The following is a 19,595-nucleotide window of genomic DNA, read 5'->3' as shown; positions in this document are numbered from 1 at the left end:
ACCACATAAACATACTTGAGATCTAAAAAAACAAAACTACAGATCAATTATCCATAATTGTCCAAGCGCGCGTCCAACACATCTACAAGCTTATTCAATTGCTTGATAATCTGATCAATATTCTCTGGATCACAGACTATTGTAATCCTGGAAAACCCGATCTTATCTAAATCTCGCACGGCCGAGAATGAGATTATATTTTTCCCACGGCGTGAAAAAACACATGACAGTCGTGCAAGCAACCCCGGTGTGTCCTTTGCAAGAACCGAGATTGTTACATCCCTATTCATTATCGTGCCAAACGGGTGATACATCCTGTAAATACTTAAGATGTGAATTACCAAGCCCTTGCGGAACCATTGGCCAAACCATAGAGTCTTTACAGACGACAAAATCTATAACAACCGGTCTATCATTTATTGCCAGGGCAAATTCAATTGCATTATCAACTTCATCAACAGAGCTAACCCTGCAACTTGCGCATGAATACGATTCGGCAAGTTTACAAAAATCAGGTATATACGCATCACCGGTATTCAGGTCGGTCTGAGAATAGCGTTTGTTATAAAACAATCCCTGCCACTGGCGCACCATCCCGAGAGAACGGTTGTTTATAACAGCAACTTTTATTGGAAGTCCGTTTACAGAACATGTTGCAAGCTCCTGATTGGTCATTTGAAAACAACCATCTCCATCAATGGCCCAAACAATTTTTTCAGGATTTGCAGCTTTAGCGCCCATAGCCGCTGGCACAGCGTATCCCATGGTTCCGGCCCCACCGGAAGTGAGAAACGAATTGGGTCTCGAAAAACTTATAGCCTGCGAAGCCCACATTTGATGCTGTCCAACCCCGGTTGCATAAATCGCATCCGGGCCAGACAATTCTCCGAGTCTCTTTATCACATAACCGGGAGATAAATTGCCATCGCTGCTTTTTTGTGGAAAAACCAACGGATAAATCTGACGCATTTTCTCTAAAGACCGCCACCAAGCAGTAAGATCCCCCGTGGTTTTATTCTCCGAATGCGAGTTGATATAGCCCAACACCTCTTTTACGTCCCCGATCACAAAAAGATCTGGACGTCGATTCTTGCCAATCTCAGCCGGATCAATATCCACATGAACAACCCGTGCATTTTGTGCAAAGGAATCAAGCCTTCCCGTCACACGGTCATCAAAACGTGTACCCAGAGCAATCAGTAAATCTGACTTCTGCAGGGCGAGAATTGCCGCAACAGTTCCGTGCATACCCGGCATACCGAGATTTAGCCTATTTGAATCCGGCAAAACACCGCGCGCGGTTAGGGTGGTTACAACCGGTATACCAAAGCCTTCCGCAAAACGAATAAGCTCTTCTGAGGCTCCAGAGCGCACGGTCCCTCCGCCAGCATAAATAACAGGCCTAATGCTGCCAGACAGCATGTCAAAAAAACCATCTGCAAACTGCGCCAATGTATCTGGAATGTTTTGCGCAACGGAATATCCGGATAAATCAATGCTTTTTGGTGGCCACATAAAATCGAATTCGTCTTGTTGTGCATCTTTTGTGATATCTATCAAAACGGGTCCTGGCCTTCCGGTGGTTGCAATTTTTGCACCGGCAAAAATGGCCGCCGGGATCTCTGTGGCCCTTTTTACAGAGAAAGCATGCTTTGTAATCGGCATTGTTATCCCGATAATATCCGACTCCTGAAATGCATCACTTCCGAGTAAATGAGAATATACCTGACCTGTTATGGCGAGAATCGGAACAGAATCCATATACGCATCCGCAATGGCAGTCACAAGATTTGTTGCGCCTGGACCCGAGGTGGCCAAACAAACCCCCAGCTTTCCAGAAGAACATGCATAACCTTCGGCAGCATGACCAGCGCCCTGTTCATGCCTCACAAGAATATGCCTAATGCTTGAGCTAAATAACGAGTTATAAACCTCAAGTATCGCCCCGCCAGGAATGCCAAAAACAAGATCAATACCAAGTTCCTCAAGGGATTTTATAACCGCTTGTGCACCCGATATCCTAACCAAGATCCAAACCCTTCACAATACTAAAAATGAAAAATGCCTTTTGCCTAAGTTATTGCACCCAAAGAAGCAGATTTGACGAGTTTTGAATATTTTGAAAGAACACCGCTTGTATACCTGGGTGGGGGTGGAGTCAAGTGCCTGGCACGCAATTGCTTTTCATCAACCAGAACATCAATACCCGATTTTTCAATATCAACGCGGATTATATCGCCGTCTTGCACAAACGCAATCGGCCCAAGATCAACCGCCTCTGGCGCAATATGCCCTATGCACAGACCGGTTGTGCCGCCCGAGAACCTGCCGTCTGTCAATAATAAAACATCTTTACCAAGGCCACTTCCCTTTATTGCCGCGGTAATAGCCAGCATCTCTCGCATACCCGGACCCCCTTTTGGGCCTTCATAGCGAATAACAATAACGCTCCCCTTTTTTATATTCCCAGCACTGAGAGCATCCATAGCCGCGCGCTCGCGATCAAACACCATTGCGGGGCCTTGAAAAACCACAGTATCGAAACCAGCTGTTTTTGCAACGGCCCCATCCGGTGCAAGCGTACCTTTTAATACCTTTATACCGCCTGTTGGGTGCAGAGGTGAGGAAAAAGAGTGTATAACCTTTCCGTCGGGAAGGCCCGGATTGATATCAGATATCTCCTCGGCCATTGTTCTGCCTGAAACGGTAATTACATCACCGTGTATAAAACCTTCCCGCATCAATGCATTTATAACAACTGGGATACCTCCCACGCGATCTACATCATTCATTACATAGCGCCCAAAAGGCTTGAGGTCTGCAATATGAGGAACCCTATTCCCGATTTTGTTAAAATCGTCTATCGTCAGTGGCACATGGGCCTCATGCGCTATCGCAAGTAAATGCAAAACGGCGTTTGTAGATCCGCCAAGGGCCATAACAACTGCTATCGCATTTTCAAATGCCTCTTTTGTCAAAATATCTCTTGCGGTTATACCCCGCTTCAGGAGCTCAACAACCGCCTCGCCCGACTTATGTGCATAAACATCACGACGACGATCTGCCGAGGGTGGACTTGCCGAACCCAAAAGACTCATACCAAGCGCTTCTGCAACAGATGCCATTGTGTTTGCCGTATACATGCCGCCACATGCGCCCTCCCCGGGGCATATGGCCCTTTCAATCCGGCCAAGATCATCCTGATCAATAAGCCCTGCCTTATAGGCACCAACGGCTTCGAATGAATCAATTATTGTAACTTCTTTTGACTCGCCACACTTGAGTGTGACATAACCGGGGGCAATACTGCCGGCATATAGAAATACTGCAGACACATCAAGCCTTGCAGCTGCCATAAGCATACCCGGGAGGGATTTATCACAGCCAGCAAGAAGAACAACACCATCCAGTGCCTCTGCCATCAGAACGGTTTCCACGCTGTCGGTAATAACTTCGCGAGAAACAAGAGAAAAATGCATTCCCTCATGACCCATAGAGATTCCGTCGGAAACCGATATAGTGCAAAACTGCAGCGGATACCCACCGGCTGCGTGAACACCTTCCCTTGCACCCTGCGCAAGTCTGTCAAGTGACAAATTGCACGGAGTTATGTTATTCCAACTGGATGCAATGCCAATCTGTGGTTTTTCCCAATCAGCATCACCCATTCCAACGGCGCGCAGCATACCACGCGATGTTGTCGCCTCGATCCCATGGGTTACGACTCGGCTTCTCGGCTTTATATCTATTTCACAGGCATTTGCATCGCTCGACATAAACACATTGTACCCAGCAATCCCTACGCAACAGGGGTATTAAAAAGGTATTACCTGTGATAGTAAAAAAATATACTGGCATTTATACACAAATAAGGATATTGAGAGATATAAGTAGCATATTTATGGTAATAGCCGCGGTGTTAAATAGGTTGACGTGTAATGTGCCACACGTAACACGGCGCACGAGTAACACGTAACTCTGTGAGGTGGGCGACCCGTGACCCCGTGTGAGTTACATGTTGTGCAGTACAGGTTACCGGTTGCGCTGGCAGGGGTTACACAGGTAATGTGCCACACAGGGCCACACTGTTAGGATTATCTTCATGAGGTTTATCTTGCGACCGTCTTTTATTCTTTCGACGATAACGGGTCTTTTGTCAATAAGAAAAAGTACAAGGGGCGTAACTGGATATATCAAACTAATCCCCTGGGTATCCTGGGTGCTTTTACTTGTTTTCCAGTACGTGGTTTATAAAAGTAGGGTGGATGCATGTGCGCACAGTACCAAGGATGGGTCAAGGCGTAAACAAGCATCAAGAACAAAAACAGAGGGCGTCCAAGGTGGAACCCTGACTCATGCACAGAAGTGCCATGCAAATCATTAACATACGGCTTTGTTATATACAAAGCCACAGGATTAACACTTGGCGATAATCAATACTTGGCACAGTACATATGCCACCCGGACAAAGTCACAGCCACACCCTTGATACTTGGCACAGTGTTTGTGTCATCTGGGCCAGGTGTGCCACTGATACTTGAGATTACGCCTTAACCTAGGGTGGCTGTGTCTCTCTGCCACCTGGCAAAAGCGAAGGCACTTCCCTGATACCTGGCACAGGATAACGCTTGGCACGGTGTAATCTGTGGCACACCACCGCTGCCAGAGCCTATGTAGATGGTAGCCATGTGAGTTGCTTTGCCACCACCTGCCTTGATATATGGTTGTGGTTATGGGTTACACGGGCAGGGGTTACATGTCACTCTGTTGCGCGCACGGTTACGCAACACGGCGTTACCAGTCGCGCACCGGGGGTTACACGTGACCCCGTGTGTGTTACATGTCGCGGAGGCAGAGGTTACATGTAACGGGTTGTGCTGGGGTGAGTTACAGGTTACACAAGCGGGTACCGGTTGCGCTGGTGTGGGTGATACGTTACTCTGTGGTGAAATCAGTACATCTCTGGTGTTGTACCTGTGTTTAGGGTAAGGCCTGGGGGTAAGGTATTCTATTTGGTGAAGTTAGTGCATGAACACTACTACTGGGTAATACAGGACTAACCTCTGTCTTACTGTTACTACTATACGTAACAGTAATGATTGCAACATACTCTCCAGGTGTAACACCTGTATCTATACTTCCTGTTATGGTTCCAGAGGAATTAAGGGTTAGTCCTTTAGGTAGACCTGTGGCATTAGTTCCACCAGATGTAGCATCTGCCATATATAACATTTATGGGTGTAGCTATATAAGACAGATTGGTGTATGTTGTTGTGAGTTACATGTAACCCGTGGGTAAGGATTGCTTCTTGCCGGTGGTATAGATAACAGTCATTGGTTTCTTTGTTATCTGTTGTGAATAGTCTCTCCCACCCTGTGTTAGTACATCGGTTGTGCGAGTTATCCTGCGGCCGCTGCATTAGCAACCCAGGGAGCTGTGTGTCCGCAATCATCAGAGCCTTTGAAGTAATTGTAAATATCTTTATATGGCTGGGTAACAAGATACCCAAGATATGCAAGACCAAGCGAGTTATATACACAAATGGTATATACAGCACTAACACTTATGCTAGTAAGGGTTGTAGCAGAGGAAGAATAGGAAGGTGCAGTTGCAGTAATGGTTACTTTGTATGCGGTGTGTTAAGAGTATGTGCATGCAGCTGTTTATGTGTACCTTGCTGTCAGGGTAGCTTGAGATATCGCATGGTCGTGTGATGCGCCAGGACCTGTGTGGTTGTATATATGTGGCTGTACAGGATAACTTGCCAACTGGGGCCTCTTCACTAACAACTGCAGCAGCCGGAGTGTGACAAAAACACACTGCAACCCCCGGTTGCAAGTAGCCATGATACACAGGTAACCCTGAGACATTCACCAATCTTCGCGAGACATTCACCAATCTGCACACGGCGCCAAGGATGCGGCATAAACAACAGTGAAACACATGTGACACAGTAATACTGTGTTACATGTGGGCTGGTGTCGCCGGGGGTAACAAGCAATACAGGCAGATTCAACATATATACAAGTCTTGCTGTAATGGTTACAGGGTAAGAGGAATAGGAGGGAGATTTAGATGTATATGTAGATGTATATGTCTGTGTAGTAGTTCTTGTATATGTGAATAGATACTGTGGTTCTGTACTTGTGATTAGGGTAAGACCTGGGATTGTAGATACACCTGTGGCTTGGTTAGATAGAGATGGTGTAGTACTTTGATCAACAAGAAATGTGTGAGTGTACGTAACAGTACTGGGACTAACCTCTGTCTTACTGTTACTACTATACGTAACAGTAATGATTGCAACATACTCTCCAGGTGTAACACCTGTATCTATACTTCCTGTTATGGTTCCATTGGTTGTATTAAGGGTTAGTCCTTTAGGTAGACCTGAGGCACCAGTTCCACCTGATGTAGCATCTGCCATATATAACATTTATGGGTGTAACTGTATAAGACAGATTGGTGTATGTTGTTGTGAGTTACACGTAACAGGTGTGGGTAACACGTAACACGGCGTATGGGCAAGGGTTACAGGTTGCGCAGCTCATACGCTATAGGTCTCGCAGTGATAGGTAACATGTTGCTCTATAGGGGTTACCGGTCTCACGTGAAAGTGTGCAACATGTAACACAACATTGCATGTTATGCGGAGGTGCGTAACAGGTTGCGCACCCCAGAGTTACCAGTTACCCTGTTACGGGTTACAGGTAACCTGTGGTGTGGTTACATGTCGCGCAGGTAGCGGTTACATGTCGCGCAGGTGCAAGTGTTACAGATTCACGGTTACAGGTTACTCTGCTACTGCGGCTGGTTCTGTGTCTGTTTGCTGTGCTGTGTTTGTCTATACAGCTAGATGCACCTACTGTTATGACAGTCCATGCCCGTGATATAGATGTTGACTTACCAAAAGCAGTAATAGTTAGGGTTACAGTACCCCATGACTGTGTTGTTTTACCACCTCCCCCATAGCTCCATGTGTTATGGGTTAGGTTTGTGTATATGCCATTTACAAACACATCACTGATACTTGGCACACCACCCGGGCGGCGCCTGTGTAGTTATACAGGGTTGTTGTGTTATGGGCTACAGATTGTAGGTTATGGGTTGCACAACAGGGGGTTACAGGTTACACGTAACACGGGCAGGGGTTACCAGTGTTTACAGTGTAAGAGGAATAGGAGGAAGCTTTAGGTGTATCTGTAGATGTATATGTCTGTGATGCTTTGGGTATGTGACTGTGTTATTTACAAGCACATCACTGATACTTGTTTTCCTGTGATGAATAACCTGATCCACCCGTTGTTAGTGCATTTGTGGGGTATGTGGGTTTGTCACCTACGAACGTGCCAATAACACTTGAGATTACGCCTTAACCTAGGGTTGCTGTGCCTCTCTGCCATTTGGCAAAGGCACAGCAGTAACACTTGGCACACCATTGTCAGAACTTATGTAGTTCCACAGGGTAATCAGGTTATGGGTTACAGGTATCCCTGATACAGGTTGGTACGGATGCACATAGTACGGCTAGAAACAAAGGATGTACTATATGCGGTATATGCAAGGGTAGCCGTGTGATGTGTTGTGCCAATATCTTGGATATACATAGTCCGTAAAAGTAAAAACCGCACAGGGAAAATCGTATAGAAGTAAACTCTGCAACAACGAAAGACTCGTGCGCCCCCTGGGACTCGAACCCAGAACCTGCTGATTAAGAGTCAGTTGCTCTGCCGATTGAGCTAGAGGCGCACTGAAATTATCTTTCCATGAATATTCTAGCTTCCATCAATAACCAATCAGGAACCCACCAATAAAGACAAATCAAACAAGCTGTATCCACACCCTTCGCATCCATGGTATAGACAAGATTTACGTGTGTATATGTGGTAACTGTATAACCAGTTATATAACCCGTTGTCTTGGGTGTAATAGTTATATTAGTCTGACCTATAGATACACCTGTGGCTGTACCAGATAAACCAGGTGTAGTACTGGTAACAAGAAATGTATATGTTGCACTAACAATTGTGCTAGTAAGGGTTGTAGCATTATTAGTAACAGTAGGTGCAGTACCTGTTACTACTACTGTATATATACCTTGGCTAACACTCGTATCTATACTTCCTGTTATGGTTCCATTGGTTGTATTAAGGGTTAGTCCTTTAGGTAGACCATTTGCACCAGTTCCACCTGATGTAGCATCTGCCATATATAACATTTATGGGTGTAACTGCATAACTGGATGGAGAACCTCTTGCGTTGGGTGTAATAGTTATACTATTCTGACCTATAGATACACCTGTGGCTGTACCAGATAAACCAGGTGTAGTACTGGTAACAAGAAATGTATATGTTGCACTAACAATTGTGCTAGTAAGGGTTGTAGCATTATTAGTAACAGTAGGTGCAGTACCTGTTACTACTACTGTATATATACCTTGGCTAACACCTGTATCTATACTTCCTGTTATCTCTCCTTTGGTTGTATCAATACTTAGTCCTTTAGGTAGACCATTTGCACCAGTTCCACCTGATGTAACACCTGTATTGGTAACTGTATAAGAAGTTATATAACCCGTTGTCTTGGGTGTAATAGTTATACTATTCTGACCTATAGATACACCTGTGGCTTGGTTAGATAGAGATGGTGCTGTACTAGAGCCCAGGAGTCCGGTTATGATACCGGCTATGCCACCGAGTAGGACACCGCCTAGGTCGCTGGTAATGCTGCCAAAGAAGCCTCTGGATGATTGTATATGGGTGGATTGTCTAGGTTACTTCTGTTTTGAATAGTCTGCTCCACCCTGTGTTAGTGCACTTGTGGGGTATGTGTATGTCTCTTTGCCATTTGACCCACGCGAAGGCACAGCCTTGATACTTGCCACAGTGTAATAGTTGACACAGTGTTTGTGCCACCTGGACCAGGCGTGGCACTGATGCTGTGGCACACCATTGCCATTTGGCAAAGGCACAGACACTTCCCTAATACTTGGCACACCACCATTGCCAGCACTTTTGTTCCTATCTTTTGTAGCTATATAGGGTAACTGTGTGGGTGTGTTACAGGTGTGTACATATGATACGGATACACGTGCTTTTAGGCTTGGATTAGCGTATGAGTATATAGTACGGGTAGAAGTAAAGAATGTACTATATGCGGTATATGTCAGGGTAGCCGTGTGTGTTGCTTTGCCCTCACCTGCCTTGATATATGGTTGTAGTGTAATATATACAAGTCTTGCAGAGATGGGTTACAGGGTGTAACCTGTGCACAGGCGCAGGTGCAAGTTACGGGTGACATGTAACATAACACAAGCGGGTTACACGTTGCTCTGTAATGGGTTACAGGTTACTCCGTGGGATGGTCACAGGTAACACGTGGGTAGGGATTGCTTCTTGTCCATGGTATAGATAACAGTCATGGGTTTCTGTGTTACCTGTTTTGAATAGTCTGCTCCACCCTGTGTTAGTGGATCTGTGGGGTATATGTATGTCTCTTTGCCATTTACAGTCAAAGTCACAGCATTAATACTTGGCACAGTGTTTCTGCCAGAGCCTGTGTGAGGTGCAGGAAGCCGTGTGTGTTGCTTTGCCCTCACCTGCCCTGATATGTGGTTGTTACAGGTAACCGGTCGCACAACACAACGTAACACAACGCACGTAACAGGTAACTCTGTAATGGGTTACAAGTCGCGCTGGCGCAGGTAACAAGTCGCACAGGCGCAAGTTACCAGTTACACACCAGTGGGTTACCAGTCGCGCAGGTATGTGCAACACGTAACACGGCGTGGGTGTTACCAGTTACCCTGTAATGGTTGCAGGTAACATAACACAAGCGGGTTACACGTTACCCTGCACTGGTATGGATTGTGGTTATTGGTGTCTGACAGTGGGTACAAGTCGCGCAACACAACGTCACGGGTCGCGCGGGGATAGGTTACCGCCCGCGCGTGCATAGGTTACGGGTAACACACCGTGTGAATCACATGTAACAGGTGCATGTGTAACACGTAACCCTGTGTGAGTTACATGTTATGCAGCTCACACGCCATAGGTCGCACAGGTATGTGCAACATGTAACACAACATTGCATGTTATACGGAGGTGAGTAACATGTTGTGCGCCAGGGGCAACAGGTAACTCTGTGTGGTGGTTACCTGTAACGCAACACAGCGTTACCAGTCGCGCAGGTATAAGTTACCAGTTACTCTGTAATAGGTTACAGGTTGCGCACCGGCATGTACAACACGTAACACGCCATGAGTTACATGTTACAGGCGCAGGTTACAGGTCTCGCAGGGATAGGTTACAGGTTGCGCGTGTAATGGTTATAGGGTGTAACCCGCACAACACAGCGTTACAAGTCGCGCAGTGATAGGTCGCGCAAAACAGTGGAGATGGGGGGAATCGAACCCCCGTCCGCGGCATGGAGCCCGTGACTTCTACGGGTGTATCCGCTAAAACCGTTATACTCAGCCCTGATTCTTTGCAGCGGAATCTAAATCAACAGGCCCAGCTTGCAATAAAGTCCCGGTGTTCACGCAAGCGGCAAACACGCGGCAAGTCCTCTAAAACCATGCCGGATACAGGGCCGAAGACAAGCCCTATACCGACAGATCTAAGCGCTTAAGCAGCAAGACTTAGATCAGTGCGCTTTAAGTTGGCACTTATATTTTGCGAGGATCGTTAACGAGACAACCTCGCATCCTCGACCCGCTTCCCACGAGTACACAAACAGCGTCGAAACCAGTCATCCCCAATGAAATTTTTTGACCAATATTAAGTTTTTATCAACGGCCTAAAAACAAGCTTACCGTTGAATATTGACGGAAAAGTAACACTGTAGGGTAACACACAAAACATGGTGCTACAAAACTTATTCCAAAGCAAAACCCAGAGCTAGGCCAAATGGGTAAGGTTCCGGCCCGTCGAGTATACACGACGTTTCGCAAGATTCATAAAGTTATCAACAGACAGATTCTCCGCGCGCAGCATGGGATCAATCCCAGCCGCGACAAAATCAGCCTGGGGAATGTATCTCAAAGATTGCCTGAGCATTTTGCGCCTCTTGGAAAATGCATCCTCAATCAAAGAAAAGGTCGCTTCCCGCAAAACTTCACAATCGCTCTTCTCATCTCTGATAAATTGCACAATTACGGAATCAACACCGGGAATGGGGTAAAAAACATGCCTTGCGACCTTCATAACCTTTTTCCAGTGACCGAACCACGCCGCTTTGGCAGTCACCGCACCAGCGGATCTGGAAGGTGGCTTAGCGCATATACGATCCGCAACTTCACTCTGCAGCATAATAGTTGCAGATACGATACTGGGAAATTGTTGCAAGACGTGCATTATAAGCGGCACCGCGATATTGTACGGGAGATTAGCAACCAACATCTTTGGGGTAATGGGCAAGGCTCGCAACTTTAAGGCATCGTCATTTATCAAATACACTTCACCCCATTTCCGCATGTGCTCATGCGTGTTATCGTGCCGTGTATCTGTAGAGTGTGTATTTGTGCGGGCTGCAATAGATAGCTTTTCTGCCTCCAGGATGCTCTCCTCAACAGTGCTGTGTTGCCCGTCACCGCTCTGATCGTCACTGTACTGTCTGTCGCTGTGTTGATTGGCACTGTTCAGGTTAGTGCTGTGCCTAACACCCTGTGTCATGTACCCTTGTGTCACATCTCCCTGTAATCCTGTGTCATGTAATCCAGGGTCATGTAATAATGCGCGGTCACGGGGTGTTGCATTATGTGTATCAGATTTATGGGTATCACGTAATCCTGTATCATGTACCCCTTGGTTTGTTGGGTGTTGTGACCCGGAGGTGACCTGTAATCCGTGTAACTGTGAAGTGGGTAATTTGTCGGTACGCTCATCGGTGAATCGATGTGGTAACTCATGCGGATCACACAACCGGCCCAGGTCACACGGTTGATCCGTATGAGATTGACCTGTGCACGGTTGAGGAGCAGACAATGCAGCGGGAATAACCTTACAAAGAGCGTTAAACAACCTTGTGTCAATTTCAACCCCACACACCGTTGCCTTTGCCTTGGCCAGTGCAACGGTTAGCGCACCAAAACCGGGGCCAATCTCCAAAACGCAATCACCCGGGGCAACGCCGGCCAGAGTAACAATTTTGTTACATATATTAGGGTCAGTAACAAAATGTTGACCAAAACGTTTATAAGGAACGAATCGCTTTACCGCAGAATAATAGTCATGTCCGTGAATCACACCTGTGATGGTAACTCTGTCACAACCACTGTATATGGAACGGTATACACACCATTTACAACAACAGGGAAGGTATATGTTCCTGTATTAGCTTCAACACTACCTGAGAGACGTCCATCAGTAGTATTCAGGAACAGATAAACAGGAACTCTATTAACTCCAGGATCTGTATCATACGTAACAAAGTTAGGTAATGAATATGTAGCAGGACCAAGCACCTGTGTCATATACACAGATGACGCATGCTTATACACAGTAACAACAAGATCCTGTGATGGTAACTCTGTCACAACCACTGTATATGGAACGGTATACACACCATTTACAACAACAGGGAAGGTATATGTTCCTGTATTAGCTTCAACACTACCTGAGAGACGTCCATCAGTAGTATTCAGGAACAGATAAACAGGAACTCTATTAACTCCAGGATCTGTATCATACGTAACAAAGTTAGGTAATGAATATGTAGCAGGACCAAGCACCTGTGTCATATACACAGATGACGCATGCTTATACACAGTAACAACAAGATCCTGTGATGGTAACTCTGTCACAACCACTGTATATGGAACGGTATACACACCATTTACAACAACAGGGAAGGTATATGTTCCTGTATTAGCTTCAACACTACCTGAGAGACGTCCATCAGTAGTATTCAGGAACAGATAAACAGGAACTCTATTAACTCCAGGATCTGTATCATACGTAACAAAGTTAGGTAATGAATATGTAGCAGGACCAAGCACCTGTGTCATATACACAGATGACGCATGCTTATACACAGTAACAACAAGATCCTGTGATGGTAGCTCTGTCACAACCACTGTATATGGAACGGTATACACACCATTTACAACAACAGGGAAGGTATATGTTCCTGTATTAGCTTCAACACTACCTGAGAGACGTCCATCAGTAGTATTCAGGAACAGATAAACAGGAACTCTATTAACTCCAGGATCTGTATCATACGTAACAAAGTTAGGTAATGAATATGTAGCAGGACCAAGCACCTGTGTCATATACACAGATGACGCATGCTTATACACAGTAACAACAAGATCCTGTGATGGTAACTCTGTCACAACCACTGTATATGGAACGGTATACACACCATTTACAACAACAGGGAAGGTATATGTTCCTGTATTAGCTTCAACACTACCTGAGAGACGTCCATCAGTAGTATTCAGGAACAGATAAACAGGAACTCTATTAACTCCAGGATCTGTATCATACGTAACAAAGTTAGGTAATGAATATGTAGCAGGACCAAGCACCTGTGTCATATACACAGATGACGCATGCTTATACACAGTAACAACAAGATCCTGTGAGGTGTAGCTAATAGAGGGCGAGATAAGGTCTGGACTTAAATAGTTTGATCTAAAGGGAAGATTGCTCTGTAACTGTGAGGCACGTGATGTAAATCTGACTCTATTCGTTGTTCTTGGTGTAAGAGTAGTAGCAGTTGGCTTTGGAATGGTTATTGGAGGCTGAGTTGTTCTTCTGGTTGTCCTTTTTGTTGTTGTTTTCTTTGTTGTCGGAATCTTGGTTGTACTTTTTCTTGTGGGAAGCGCAGCAAGGCCGCCAATAAGCCCAAGAAGTCCTGCGGCCGCTGCATTAGCAACCCAGGGAGCTGTGTGTCCGCAATCATCAGAGCCTTTGAAGTAATTGTAAATATCTTTATATGGCTGGGTAACAAGATACCCAAGATATGCAAGACCAAGCGAGTTATATACACAAATGGTATATACAGCACTAACAATTGTGCTAGTAAGGGTTGTAGCAGAGGAAGAATAGGAAGGTGCAGTTGCAGTAATAGTTACTTTGTATAATCCCGTAGTAACACCTGTATCTATACTTCCTGTTATGGTTCCTTTGGTTGTATCAAGGGTTAGTCCTTTAGGTAGACCACCAGATCCAGTTGGACTTGTCTCTGTTGTATTAGTAACTGTATAAGAAGTTATATAACCCTGTGTAGTTGGTGTAATAGTTATATTAGTCTGACCTATAGATACACCTGTGGCTGTACTAGATAAACCAGGTGTAGTACTGGTAACAAGAAATGTATATGTTGCACTAACAATTGTGCTAGTAAGGGTTGTAGCATTATTAGTAACAGTAGGTGCAGTACCTGTTACTACTACTGTATATATACCTTGGCTAACACTCGTATCTATACTTCCTGTTATGGTTCCAGAGGAATTAAGGGTTAGTCCTTTAGGTAGACCATTTGCACTAGTTCCACCAGATGTAGCATCTGTACTAGCAACTGTATAAGAAGTTATATAACCCGTTGTCTTGGGTGTAATAGTTATATTAGTCTGACCTATAGATACACCTGTGGCTTGGTTAGATAGAGATGGTGTAGTACTTTGATCAACAAGAAATGTGTGAGTGTACGTAACAGTACTGGGACTAACCTCTGTCTTACTGTTACTACTATACGTAACAGTAATGATTGCAACATACTCTCCAGGTGTAACACCTGTATCTATACTTCCTGTTATCTCTCCTTTGGTTGTATCAAGGGTTAGTCCTTTAGGTAGACCACCAGATCCAGTTGGACTTGTCTCTGTTGTATTGGTAACTGTATAAGACAGATTGGTATATGTTGTACTCATAAACGTAACAGAAGCTGTTCTACTTGGTGAAGTTAGTGCATGAACACTACTACTATTACTGGGTAATACATAAAAGGTATATGTAACAAGATAAGAAGGTATACGAAGGGTAGCAACAGGTGATGCAAAAGCGTAAAAGCTTACTTTATACTCTCCAGGTGTAACACCCCCATCTATACTTCCTGTTATCTCTCCTTTGGTTGTATCAATACTTAGTCCTTTAGGTAGACCCGTAGATCCTGATGTAGCACCTGTTGTATCTACTAATACATATGTGGATATAGAAAAGCTTCCGTAGAGTATAGGTGTAATACTTACATTACTCTGACTCTGTGTGTACAGTAATACACGTGCTTTTAGGCTTGGATTAGCGTATGAGTATATAGTGTGGGTATAAGAAGTAAAGAATGTACGATATGCGGTAATTTCTGAGATAGCTATGTGACGTGCTTTGCCCTCACCTGCCTTGATATATGGTTGTTTTGTAATATATACAAGTCTTGCTGTAATGGTTACAGGGTAAGAGGAATAGGAGGGAGATTTAGATGTATATGTAGATGTATATGTCTGTGTAGTAGTTCTTGTATATGTGAATAGATACTGTGGTACTGTACTTGTGATTAGGGTAAGGCCCGAGGGTAAGGGATTCTTCTTCGTATCCATGGTATAGATAACAGTCATGGGTACAGATGTTGTCTGTGATGAATAACCTGATCCGCCCTTGGTTAGTACATCGGTGGGGTATGTGAGTTTGTTATTTACCTCTGTGCCACTGATACTTGGCACACCATTGCCAGCATTTATGTAGTTCCACAGGGTAACTCGATGAGAGAGTTTGTTCTTGAAATCACTGGGATAGTCATAGTAGTTAGGTATAGCTTTGACAGTAAAGCTGGTTGATGCATCATCTAGTGCAATATTCTGCATTATCAGACCACAGTATGTTTGTGTGTTTATACAGCTAGATGCACCCACTGTTATGACAGTCCATGCCCGTGTTGTAGATGATGATGACTTGTCATAAGCAGTAATAGTTAGGGTTACAGTACCCGACCCCTGGTTTGTGTCACTTCCCGTGTATGTCCACATGTTATGGGTTAGGTCTATGGTGAAGTTAGATAGATATTGGGTATATGCAGAGATTGGGTAGAGTATGTGATTGATGTTGCACCGAGTATTGGTGGGAATGAGTCAGAGATAGTTGCTGATCCTGATTGTTGGATTATGAAGATCGTATTGGTGGGAATAAAGAGAGGATGATTGGTGTATTTGAGAGATTGGGTGGTTGAGCGTTTATTGCGGCGGAGTTGCATATGTGAAGGGGCGGGTGTTACCTGTTGTGAATAACCTTCTCCACCCTTGGTTAGTACATCGGTGGGGTATATGTATATGCCATTTACAATCACAGCCACAGCGTTAACACTTGGCACAGTGTATTTGCCACCTGGCAAAGTCACATCCTTGATACTTGACACAGTGTAATTCACAGCACAGTGTAATCCGTACCATCGTGTCCCTGTCAGAGCCTGTGTATGTGGTAGCCGTGTGATGGTCATTGCCTTCACCTGCCAGGGTATGTGTTTGTGCAGTATGGGTTACCAGTAATGCGGGCAGGGGTTACAGGTTACTCCGTGTGAGTTACATGTTGTGTTTGTTGTGGTTATGGGCTGTTATGGGAGATGTTGGTAGGGATGAGAGATGTATCTGTCCGGTGTATCTATCTATGGTTATGTCTTTGTTTGGGTGTGTTAGAGAGAAGGTGTATCTGGAGTTTCTGAGTGATGGTATGTCTGAGAGATATGTGTTATCTATCTGTTTGTGTATGGGAACAGTTATCTTTGGTTTCTCTGTTACATGTATGTCAAAGAAGAAGATGTTACGGGTTGTTAGGAGAGCTATGAGATTGGTTGTTGTCTTTGTTATGGAGATTACTTTCTCATCTCCGTATGGGGTTGCTATGTCTGTATGAGGGAAGGTTAGGAAAGATGATGGATCTGCTTTCTTATCTGTGTAATAGAGAGATATATGTGTGTTGGTTATATATGGGACATATAGGTATGAGGATGTATCTGTGTATGGGACATATATATGTGTCTGTGGTTGGGGTAAGAGAGATGGGGTGCAGGACAGGGTTTGTTTTGTACTGCTTGTAACAGGATCTATTAGGAGAGATACATTTGTGTTAGTTGTTACACATACTTCTTGTGTATTTGTATTACTTACTCTTGTGTATTTGGTATTAGATGAAACAGATGTAGATGAAACAGATGATAGGAGGGATAGAGCAGGAGGTGTCTGTCTGGCAAAGGCTGTTTCATATTGTAGGGATGATAGGAGGAGAAGGGTTAATAGTAAGGTAAAGGCTTTGGTGAGGTAAGAGAGAGGGTGTCTATATTGTTTTTTCATATACATGTTACTTGTTCTCTCTCTTAACACTACAGAGATAAATACTACAGTGTTATTCAGTAAATGTGTTAATTACACAGTGTTGTTAGTTTACACAGCATAACTATTACAGCACAGTCTATTGGTATGTGATTCTCATATAGATATGAGAATCACCCCGACCTCTGTATAAGCCGACGCGCCCCAATCTTTCAGTTCTACGTGTTGTTATGAACGTATTGTTATAACAACACGTAAGGTCCTTACCTTTCCGTCCCCTTATGTTTTATGTTTATGTTTTATGTATGTTACATGTGTAAGTCACACATGTGATACATGTATGTACATGTATTTGTTGTATTACATATGTAAGTCACATATGTAATACATGTATGTACTGTAATACATGTATGTACAACATATGTTCGTTACACATGTGTTTACTACATACACGGTTGTGTATGTTTGTTATACGTATTAAGTTTTGTGATATTAAGTTTTTATTTGTGTGTACACTCTGCAAGTTCTTACCTGTGTACAGTAAACCCTTACCTGTATACACACTGTGTATATGCTCTTATGTGAATAGATGCGTAATAGTAGTTACGGATTTATTATACACAATAATTCAGAAATACAAAATAATTCAGAAATATATACACAATAATCGGTTTAAATAACTCGGTGACCAAAAAAGAGTGTGAGGATAGATGTCAGAATGGTTGCTAAGGCACCTATTATTAGTTGTCGCTTGTTTTATTATCGCTTGTTAGTTTTCACGCCGTACATTGCGCCTGGCAGACCTTGCCTTACTCCCCCGTACATTTTTATTTTCCCGCGTGCGGCGCGGGGTTACACTGCGTTGTGTATTGCGCTGTGCACGGGGTCTGCGTAAGCGATGTTTTAGGGCACGGTTTGCTTCTAGGGTGGCCTCTCGCTCTTTTATTACCTCGCGCTTGTCAATTAGCTTTTTACCTCGCGCAAGGGCTATAAGAAGCTTCGCGCGGCCGTTCCTGAAATAAAACTTGATGGGCACCAGGGTTATACCAGGGATTAATAGATCTTTTCGTAGACGTGCAATTTGGTACTTGTGTAACAATAGTTTTCTGAGTCGCCGGGGATTATGATTGGTCCATCCCCCCGTTTTGTGCTCTGGGATATACAGATTGGCAAGCCATATTTCTGAGTTATCCTCATAAATATAGGCCTCAGACAGACTTATTTTTTGCTGTCTGACGCTTTTTACCTCACTGCCCAGTAGGACAAGGCCTGCCTCAAATGTTTTGTCCAGAAAATAGTTATATTCTGCGCTTTTGTTTGATGCGATAACGCAATCTGGAATTTTAGAACGCTCTGGAATTTTAGAATTCCTGGAGGAGTAACTCTTAGAAGATCGCCTGTGCACAGCTTGAACCCTTAGACCCGAAGTGAACGAGAAATCGAGAATTTTGCAGATAATCCCGAAAGGAGAATGGCAATCCCAAAAATAATCGGAACGATTATCAAAGAATCACCAACAGAGAAAAATGAGACAACGGGTAACTTGACAGCAAGATAGTCCGTAATAAAGAATTGTGCGATAGACACGATTGCAATGCTCGATAATAGAGCACCGATTGATGCGGCAAAAATCCCCTCGAGAACGAATGGTGCTTGGACAAAGAAATTACTGGCACCAACAAGGCGCATAATCTCGATTTCCTTGCGTCTTGTAAAAGCAGAAAGACGTATTGTAGTTGCAATCAGCATTACAGCCGCAATCAGCATTACAGCCGCAATTGAGATGGATGTTACGCTGGCAAGATTTAGAATATAAAAAATCTGATTTAGATACTGCCTCTGATCGACAACCGAATCAACCCCACTTATATCGTTGAAGGCTTCGATAATAACGGTCGACTGGGAAGGGTTGTGCAGCTTGACCCAAAAAGTTTCGTTAAGCTGGTCGGGTGTTGTCAGCTCGACGATTTTGTTGTTCTTGAATTGTTCTTTGAAGTTTTTGTAGGCTTGCTCATGATTTTCAAAATAATACTTTTCAATTAGTGGCTTTATAACCGAGGAATCAAGACGTTGACGCACGCTGTCTTTCTGCTCTTCGGTAGCCTTACCGGCACTGCAGGTTGATTGAGATGAATGCTCGGTGCAGAGAAAAATGGCAACCTGGGCGCGATCGTACCAGAAGCTTTTCATGTGCACGATTTGTAACTGCATGAGAGCGGCTGTTCCGACAAATGTGAGAGATATAAATGTGACGATAATCACAGAGGAGACCATAGATGCGCTGCGGCGTACATTATGGATCAGCTCGCTGAGGATAAAGGTAAACATTT

13 protein-coding genes, 1 tRNA gene, 1 other RNA gene and 1 pseudogene are annotated in these 19,595 nt (G+C 44.3%); 1 reads left to right on the top strand and 15 read right to left on the bottom strand.

Annotated features, from left to right (window positions below):
* Positions 1-47: 47 nt before the first annotated feature.
* The 5 genes from TWT_RS01285 to TWT_RS05075 all read right to left on the bottom strand — a co-directional run bounded on the left by TWT_RS01285 (position 48) and on the right by TWT_RS05075 (position 6,428).
* Positions 48-290 (bottom strand): acetolactate synthase small subunit, encoded by a 243-nt coding sequence (locus TWT_RS01285; RefSeq protein WP_011096512.1) that lies wholly within the window; start codon positions 288-290, stop codon positions 48-50.
* On the bottom strand, positions 283-2,028 hold the full coding sequence (locus TWT_RS01280) for an acetolactate synthase large subunit (RefSeq protein WP_011102428.1): 1,746 nt from the start codon (positions 2,026-2,028) through the stop codon (positions 283-285). Before TWT_RS01280 ends, TWT_RS01285 begins: the two co-directional genes overlap by 8 nt.
* A gap of 44 nt (positions 2,029-2,072) precedes the next feature.
* On the bottom strand, positions 2,073-3,776 hold the full coding sequence (gene ilvD, locus TWT_RS01275) for a dihydroxy-acid dehydratase (RefSeq protein ID WP_038103833.1): 1,704 nt from the start codon (positions 3,774-3,776) through the stop codon (positions 2,073-2,075).
* A 1,204-nt stretch (positions 3,777-4,980) separates the two neighbouring features.
* On the bottom strand, positions 4,981-5,223 hold the full coding sequence (locus TWT_RS05080; RefSeq protein ID WP_237696861.1) for a putative Ig domain-containing protein: 243 nt from the start codon (positions 5,221-5,223) through the stop codon (positions 4,981-4,983).
* 560 nt (positions 5,224-5,783) lie between these two features.
* Positions 5,784-6,428: a putative Ig domain-containing protein gene (locus TWT_RS05075; RefSeq protein WP_044143914.1), complete on the bottom strand. Its 645-nt coding sequence runs from the start codon at positions 6,426-6,428 to the stop codon at positions 5,784-5,786.
* A 413-nt stretch (positions 6,429-6,841) separates the two neighbouring features.
* Here TWT_RS05075 and TWT_RS05150 point away from each other — a divergent pair, with 413 nt between their 5' ends.
* Positions 6,842-6,973 (top strand): hypothetical protein, encoded by a 132-nt coding sequence (locus TWT_RS05150; protein ID WP_272940638.1) that lies wholly within the window; start codon positions 6,842-6,844, stop codon positions 6,971-6,973.
* Positions 6,974-7,677: 704 nt separating this feature from the next.
* Here TWT_RS05150 and TWT_RS01255 read toward each other — a convergent pair.
* From TWT_RS01255 to ftsX, 10 genes and pseudogenes are all read right to left on the bottom strand, one after another.
* Positions 7,678-7,750, bottom strand: a tRNA-Lys gene (locus TWT_RS01255).
* Between the two features lie 7 nt (positions 7,751-7,757).
* Positions 7,758-8,210 carry a putative Ig domain-containing protein gene (locus tag TWT_RS01250; protein WP_044143913.1) on the bottom strand — a complete coding sequence of 151 codons (453 nt, stop codon included), beginning with the start codon at positions 8,208-8,210 and terminating at the stop codon, positions 7,758-7,760.
* Complete coding sequence (locus TWT_RS04610; RefSeq protein WP_324291843.1) at positions 8,164-8,595, bottom strand: putative Ig domain-containing protein; 432 nt, start codon at positions 8,593-8,595, stop codon at positions 8,164-8,166. The genes TWT_RS01250 and TWT_RS04610 overlap by 47 nt, the downstream gene beginning before the upstream one ends.
* Positions 8,596-10,390: 1,795 nt before the next feature.
* Positions 10,391-10,759: a transfer-messenger RNA gene (gene ssrA / locus TWT_RS04605) on the bottom strand.
* 141 nt (positions 10,760-10,900) lie between these two features.
* Entirely contained in the window at positions 10,901-12,247 is a 1,347-nt protein-coding gene (locus TWT_RS01225) for a ribosomal RNA small subunit methyltransferase A (RefSeq protein WP_011102426.1), read from the bottom strand.
* Complete coding sequence (locus TWT_RS01220; RefSeq protein WP_166806551.1) at positions 12,244-15,807, bottom strand: putative Ig domain-containing protein; 3,564 nt, start codon at positions 15,805-15,807, stop codon at positions 12,244-12,246. Before TWT_RS01220 ends, TWT_RS01225 begins: the two co-directional genes overlap by 4 nt.
* A gap of 176 nt (positions 15,808-15,983) precedes the next feature.
* Positions 15,984-16,367 (bottom strand): hypothetical protein, encoded by a 384-nt coding sequence (locus TWT_RS01215; protein ID WP_044143902.1) that lies wholly within the window; start codon positions 16,365-16,367, stop codon positions 15,984-15,986.
* Between the two features lie 163 nt (positions 16,368-16,530).
* Positions 16,531-17,292, bottom strand: a pseudogene (locus tag TWT_RS04600) (WND domain-containing WiSP protein); the annotation flags it as partial.
* A 742-nt stretch (positions 17,293-18,034) separates the two neighbouring features.
* Positions 18,035-18,670, bottom strand: coding sequence for an SsrA-binding protein SmpB (smpB, locus tag TWT_RS01200; RefSeq protein ID WP_011102424.1), 636 nt, complete (start codon positions 18,668-18,670; stop codon positions 18,035-18,037).
* Positions 18,671-18,681: 11 nt separating this feature from the next.
* Positions 18,682-19,593: a permease-like cell division protein FtsX gene (ftsX, locus tag TWT_RS01195; protein ID WP_011102423.1), complete on the bottom strand. Its 912-nt coding sequence runs from the start codon at positions 19,591-19,593 to the stop codon at positions 18,682-18,684.
* Positions 19,594-19,595 lie beyond the last annotated feature (2 nt).

The sequence above is a fragment of the Tropheryma whipplei str. Twist genome (genome assembly GCF_000007485.1).
GTDB classification, from domain to species: Bacteria; Actinomycetota; Actinomycetes; order Actinomycetales; family Microbacteriaceae; genus Tropheryma; species Tropheryma whipplei.
The sequence above is the reverse complement of the archived record's forward strand: the minus strand, read 5'-3'. Positions and strand labels throughout refer to the sequence as shown.